At 44.8% G+C, this 6,590-nt stretch carries 7 protein-coding genes; 2 read left to right on the top strand and 5 right to left on the bottom strand.

The features are described from left to right. Positions 1-347: hypothetical protein (locus tag PN499_RS00540; RefSeq protein WP_272029633.1), on the bottom strand; the 347-nt coding region annotated here is incomplete at its 3' end. Between the two features lie 13 nt (positions 348-360). On the opposite strand from PN499_RS00540, the gene PN499_RS00535 reads away from it, so the two are divergent. Both PN499_RS00535 and PN499_RS00530 read left to right on the top strand, forming a co-directional pair. After that, positions 361-1,830, top strand: coding sequence for a CHAT domain-containing protein (locus PN499_RS00535; RefSeq protein WP_272029632.1), 1,470 nt, complete (start codon positions 361-363; stop codon positions 1,828-1,830). 188 nt (positions 1,831-2,018) lie between these two features. Continuing rightward, positions 2,019-2,708: a Uma2 family endonuclease gene (locus PN499_RS00530; protein WP_272029631.1), complete on the top strand. Its 690-nt coding sequence runs from the start codon at positions 2,019-2,021 to the stop codon at positions 2,706-2,708. A gap of 186 nt (positions 2,709-2,894) precedes the next feature. Here PN499_RS00530 and PN499_RS00525 read toward each other — a convergent pair whose 3' ends face one another. From PN499_RS00525 to PN499_RS00510, 4 genes are all read right to left on the bottom strand, one after another. Next, the gene (locus PN499_RS00525; protein ID WP_272029630.1) at positions 2,895-3,032 is read right to left on the bottom strand and encodes a hypothetical protein; all 138 of its coding nucleotides are present in this window, start codon (positions 3,030-3,032) and stop codon (positions 2,895-2,897) included. 60 nt (positions 3,033-3,092) lie between these two features. Next, on the bottom strand, positions 3,093-4,052 hold the full coding sequence (locus PN499_RS00520; RefSeq protein WP_272029634.1) for an NAD-dependent epimerase/dehydratase family protein: 960 nt from the start codon (positions 4,050-4,052) through the stop codon (positions 3,093-3,095). Between the two features lie 243 nt (positions 4,053-4,295). Next, a complete protein-coding gene (gene hemE / locus PN499_RS00515) occupies positions 4,296-5,351 on the bottom strand; it encodes a uroporphyrinogen decarboxylase (protein WP_272029629.1) in 1,056 nt (351 codons plus the stop codon). A 267-nt stretch (positions 5,352-5,618) separates the two neighbouring features. Then, positions 5,619-6,362, bottom strand: a complete 744-nt coding sequence (locus PN499_RS00510; protein WP_272029628.1) for a hypothetical protein — start codon at positions 6,360-6,362, stop codon at positions 5,619-5,621. Positions 6,363-6,590 lie beyond the last annotated feature (228 nt).

Below are 6,590 nucleotides of genomic sequence, written 5' to 3'. Positions count from 1 at the left end.
CCTGCACCCGCACCAGCACCCGCACCAGTATCCACGCCTGCACCCGCACCAGCACCCGCACCAGCATCCACGCCTGCACCCGCACCAGCACCAGCACCTGTGCCTGCCACTACGTCAGCACCGACAGTCAATATCGCGCCAACACTCGCGCCTGCACCTGCACCTGTGCCTGTCACCACGTCAGCACCGACAGTCAATATCGCGCCAACACTCGCGCCTGCACCTGCAATCAATCTGGCACCAGCACCAGCACTTACTTTAGTTTCTACACCAATAGTCAATATCGCACCCGTATCGCCTTCTACACCGTCAATCGCGATCGCACCAGCACCAATACCGACTCTCAACCAAACGTCGGGGTTGAATTTAATACCAAATCTCGCTCAGACAGGGATAGTCAATCCGACACCAGCGATCGCCCCAGTACCTGCGCCAAGCTCGCCATTTCCGCTTAATCTCGAACAGCAGAATCAAATATCAACTTCTTTGGAACAAGGTAATTCGCGATCGCCCTTTTCCCCAATTGAGATTGCTAACTTACCAATTAACCCTGGTGCAGTTGTTTTTCCTCAAGAGGAAAGGTTTACTCGCGATTTTGTCGAATACCTAAGTTTGCCTTCCCCGTCCCGGATGGCAACCTTACAAGATGCCCAGAATACCCTAGCGAAAATTCAAGAGGCGACTGGAATTAAACCCGCCATTATTTATGTCAGCTTTATGCCGAAAGGTTCTACTACCTATCAACCAGAAAACACATCCTCGATTCTGCGAGTCGATCGGCAAGTTCAACCTAGCGACGAACTAGAAATGCTGATAGTCACGTCTAAAGGAGATCCCATTCGCAAACGCATCTCTGGCACTACTCGCGCCCAGGTTCTCGCACTAGCCCAAGACTTTCGCACAGAAATAACCAATCCCAGAAAACGCAACACTACAAGCTATTTGCCTTTAGCTCAGCAACTCTATAAATTGATAGTGGCACCGCTAGAAGCTGATTTACAAGCGCAGGGAATTGAGAATTTGTCTTTTATTGCCGATACCGGACTGCGATCGATCCCAATGGCAGCATTGCACGATGGGAAAGGCTTCTTAATCGAGCGGTACAGTGTTGGTCAGATGCCTAGTCTTAGTTTGACTGATACTCGCTTCGTCAATATCAAAAACTCCCAAGTGCTGGCAATGGGGGCCTCGCAATTTGTTAATCTCAGCCCTTTACCAGCGGTACCAGTGGAATTATCGACTATCACTCCCCAGCTATGGGAAGGTAAATCTTTTTTGAACGAAGGCTTTACTCTGGCAAATCTCAAGGGAGAACGTCAGCAACAGCCTTATCCGATCGTTCACTTGGCAACCCACGCAGAATTTCAGGGGGGAGTTGCTAGCAATTCCTATATTCAGTTATGGGATACAAAATTACGCTTGGATCAGTTACGACAACTGGGATGGAATAACCCGCCTGTTGAGTTATTAGTGCTGAGTGCTTGTAAAACTGCTGTGGGAGATGAGGAGGCTGAGTTGGGTTTTGCGGGGTTAGCAGTCCAGGGGGGTGTGAAGTCGGCTGTAGCTAGTCTCTGGTACGTTAGCGATGAAGGGACTTTGGGGCTGATGACGGAGTTCTATCAGCAGTTGCGGACTGCACCGATTAAGGCAAAAGCGCTACAGAAGGCGCAAATAGCTATGATTAGAGGGCAAGTCCGGATCGATAATGGCAAGCTGCATACTGCTTCTGAGGAGGTGCTGCTGCCGTCGGAACTGGTCGCAACAAGTAACGATAATTTATCCCATCCTTACTATTGGGCTGCCTTTAGGATGATTGGCAATCCTTGGTAAGTCCTGTGTAGTGCGATCGCATTTCATTGAATTGATGCGATCGCACTCAATTTTTTTAGGACTTACGCAAAGAAACCGGGTTTCTACGAAAAATATGAAGGTTTCTCGCTAGATATCTAAGAAGAAACCCGGTTTCTGACCCCGCGTGTGTAAGTCGTGTTTTTATGGAACCGCACCGAGCAAGCAGAGTGGAAAGCTGCACAATTGGCGGATTTCTAGCAGTAGGTGATAATGATTTAAAGTCTAATTATTTAGGAGGTGCGATCGTGGTCATTGCTCAAACCAACCCGCCCAACCTTGCTTCAGATGTCACAAAGACTCACCTCACTCCAGATGAATATCGAACGATCGAAGAAACTGCTGAAGAACGTCACGAATATTGTAACGGAGAGATGATCCCTATGTCAGGAGGTTCAGAAGTCCACAGCGCGATCGCCTGTAACTTATTAATTTGTTTGGGCTTTTTGCTCAGAGATACAGATTTTCGCTTGTATAATAGCGATTTGCGGGTTTGGATTCCCGAATATCAGTGCGGAACCTACACCGATTTGATGATAATCAATGGCGAACCAGAATTCAATGGCGATCGCACGGATGAAATTCTCAATCCTTTGCTGATTGTTGAAGTTCTTTCGCCATCTACTGAAGGCTACGATCGCGGTGAAAAGTTTAGAAAATATCGCTCTCTTGCTAGTTTTTGTGAATATCTGCTGGTAAGTCAAACTGAACCTTACATTGAGCAATATCACAACAGAAATCGCGATAGTAAGGAGCGTTGGGAATGGCAAGTTTACGATCGCATTGAACAGTCGATTTTACTGCATAGTTTAAATGTAGAACTTCCGATGTCGGAAATTTATCGCCGCATTAAGTTTTAGAGGAGATTATTATAGCAGATTTTACCACTGATAAACTGGATTAATTACATCGTCAAGGATTGTGAATAGAGGCAAGAAAAATGTTTTTAAATAAAGATTTTATTTGTCAGCAAGAAGACATATTAAAAGCTAATCTAAAGTATTTTTAGGTTCCTCATGGGCCTCAGATAAAGGAACCATAATTTCTCAACACCCATCCAAATAAGTTAAACGTGCGCCTGTTTCAGCCAAATCTAAATCCAACTTTTCCAAAGTATCCCATGTCACCTTTGACAGCAAGGCTCCACTTTTACCTAATTCTGTTTTAGAAGTTGCGACAAGCATCTGAGTTACCTTTGATCATCACTTTTCTATTACACAACTATTGAGGCTGTTTGACACTATTCATTCCTTACCTGGAACCCCGCTTACCCTTAAAACATCTGCAAAATTAGTGCAGTAACTAGGCAAACCAAGACTCTGAGGATTCAGCGGTTCTTTATAGCTAAAATGGCGATATTCCAAACAAAATCTATCCCAAGGAGCCATCTGGATCTGGAACAATACAATTAATAAATCTGCTAACCAAGGAGATAGAGTAATCCGAAAAAATATTTTTTTATTCAAATAAGCACAAGCTTCTTCTACTACCTGATTAACTGTTATTTCTGGATTTCCTAGCACAAATTTTCGCTTCTCTTTAGATACGGGAGGATGTTCAACTAAGTAGCGTACTACTTCAGCAATATCTACCCCGTGCATAAAGTGAAAACTCGCATCAGCTTTAAACCAGCGAATCACATTAATCCACTTTGCTACTTCCGGTATGCCTGATGACAGGTGAGAATAAGGTTTATTAGCATCGCCGCCTAATACTAACGTCGGAAAAACACTCGTAATCGGAGGTACATCTGTGAGTCGAGATAACTGCCACATACAGTCATATTTTGACCGAATATAGTCCGTTCCCAGTTGACCAGCTTCCTTAAGTAAATTGTTATTATGGTCGAGGATACTTGCAGTCGAAAAGTAAATAACTTGCTGGCAAGTCTGTGGCGAAAGTAACTTTATTAACTTCAGAGTTTTAACAACATTGGTATCAAAAACCTCCTGCGTGCCACCCCAAGCTGTTGCAGCGAGAATTGCCACATTCATTGTTTTTAACAAATCTGTCAATTTATCCACATCTCGCAAGTCAGCTTGAATTATATTGATGCCAGGACGAGCATTCAAGTCAAAACCTAGCTTGTCCGGGTTACGGACTAGCAGATACAATTCATGGTCTGTATTTTGGATCAGGGTTTCGGCGATATAGTGACCAATGCAGCCGCTAGCACCTGTCACGAAAATCCGCTTGGGTTTCATTGCAGGAAGGGAGAAGAAGGATGGGAAGATGGGAAGATTGGGGAGATGGGGAGGATGGGGAGGATGGGGAGGGTTTACCTTCCTCATGCTTTTAGCTCCCCCTTCTCTTTCATCTCTCCTACCTTCCCTTACTTATGTCAGGTGGAGACAGAAACAGGACTTATGCACTAAGTAGGAAAAACGTAGTTTGAGATTGCTTCCCTACGGTCGCAATGACAGAATTATGTTATCCGTGCGTAAGTTCTAAGAAAGTAATTTGTCAGCTTGTTTTGCTGTTTCAAAGAAAAAGGCAACATTTTCTTCTGGTGTATTTTGCAAAACACCGTGTCCTAAATTGAGGATGTGGCCTTTGTTTCCTGCCTTGCGAATGGTTTCGAGAATGCGTTCTCGAATAAAATCTTTTGAGCCAAATAATACACAAGGATCGATGTTTCCTTGCACCCCAACTTTAGAACCGAGCCTAGCTCTTGCTTCGGCCATATCTACTGTCCAGTCTACACTAACTAGGTCAACGCCAGACTTGGGCATCCGCTCCAGTAGTCCAGCACTGCCATTAATATAAAGGATCAGAGGTGTATCTGGGTGAGTAGCTTTCACTTGCTCTACTACTTGGCGCTGATAAGGTAGAGCAAAGGTTTCGTAGTCTTGGGGACTCAATTGCCCCGCCCAAGAGTCGAACATCTGTACTACTTGTGCTCCGCAGTCAATTTGGTAGCGGACGTAAATAGCGATCGCATCTGCTAATTTACTCAAAAATTGATGTAGCATTGCTGGCTCGGAAAAAGCCATGCCCTTAATCACAGTATAGTCTTTGGAGCTCTTACCTTCGATAGCATAGGCTGCTAAAGTCCAAGGAGCGCCCACAAACCCTAATACTGTAGCGCGATCGCCCACTTCCTGCCGCAAAGTCTGCAAAATCTCCCGGATGAAAGGCAGTGACTCTGCTGGTTCCAGGGGGTGAAGCTTCTCGATCTGCTCCAAAGAACGAATCGGCGGGTCAATCATCGGCCCGCGACTTTCGACGATATCAAAATTAATGCCAATTCCAGGCAGGGGGGTCAAAATATCCGAAAATAAAATCACACCATCCGGTTCAAAAGCTCGAAAGGGTTGCAGGGAAATTTCCACTGCGATGTCTGTTTTTTCCGAGCGATCGCGAAAAGATGGATACTTATCTCTTAAATCCCGATAAGCTTTCATATAGCGACCCGCCTGCCGCATCATCCACACCGGCGGACGTTCTAACACTTCACCGCGTGCGGCCCGCAATAACAAAGGTACTTGGGTTGATCCGGCCATCTCTACTTTACTCTGAACTACATATTTAAAGGTTGTTGATAGCTTACCATCCCCAGATTCCCCTTTTTCACCCAAACCTCGTTAAAAATTAAAAATTAAAAATTAAAAGTTAAAAATTGGAAATTTTTATATATAGGACTTACGCACTTCTGGCGTTACGCCAGAAGTGCGTAAGTCCTGTTATATAGCAATTGCCAAGGGAGTTAAGACATTCTGAATTCATGAAACCATGGATTCTATTCCCTTCTTCCCCTAGCAATTGTCTATTTACCTGCTAATGCAGACTCCGCCTACTGACACCCGGCATCGCTCTCTAGGGTCTTCCGCCGTAACAGAGTCTAAATCTTTAGTGCGAGCATTGTAATTATAATCCCCAGCGGGGATAGCACGAGTCGGTTGAGCGCAATGAGTAGACTCGTCACCATCTTCACTAAACGTTACCCTGACCATAGTACGCCTCAAACGGCAGTCCAAGGGTCGCAGTCCAAACTCATCTTCTAGAAACTGTTCCCTGTCATCGCTAGTGTCATCTCCCCGATTGTTCCGGCTATTTCTAGTATCGCGATCGCCATCAATACCCGAAACTTCTAACGTATATCTACTATTACGGGAAGGATCTTTAGCCAAAACCAGTAGTTTATACTCGCCAGATCTGGGTATGCGATAGGTAAAAGAATTCTCTTGGGAATAAGCCAATTGTTTGTTACTATCGGCATGGAACAGAACTAATACGGGAGAAAACCCGCCTCTATCCATATCTAAATTGACTTCAATTTCATCTCCAGCCTCAGCGCTAAAAGTATACTCTTGACCCCGCAATTGCTCTACAGGCGTGCCGGGAATCCACATATTCCGAAAGCGGTAGGTAGGAGAGTTACTGCGAATTACGCCGTCAACAGGATTGTTATTCCGCACCTCTTCGGCCCCAGCGCTTGAGGAAATACCTGTTAGCGCCATGCCTGCAATTAATACGCTTGCAGCAATACTGCTGAAAAATTTACGTCCTTTCATAGAGCCTCCAAACAGCGAAAATCTCTGCCTTTTATTCGCCTACATCTCAATTTATAACCTAGTCTCAATCTAATTTACTTAATACAGTGTTTACCTCTCTCAACCGGGCTATTTACGCAGGAAAAATTAGAGAAATAAAGTTATAATTTCTAGCCATAAATTGGTAGCTAGGCGCTGGCATAATACCAAAACCGGGTTAGTCATCCCCTTTATTAGTAATTCTGTCGT

Source organism: Kamptonema animale CS-326 (assembly GCF_028330895.1).
Classification (GTDB): Bacteria; Cyanobacteriota; Cyanobacteriia; order Cyanobacteriales; family Microcoleaceae; genus Kamptonema; species Kamptonema formosum.
Note: the sequence above shows the minus strand (reverse complement) of the source record. Positions and strands in the feature narration are given on the sequence as shown.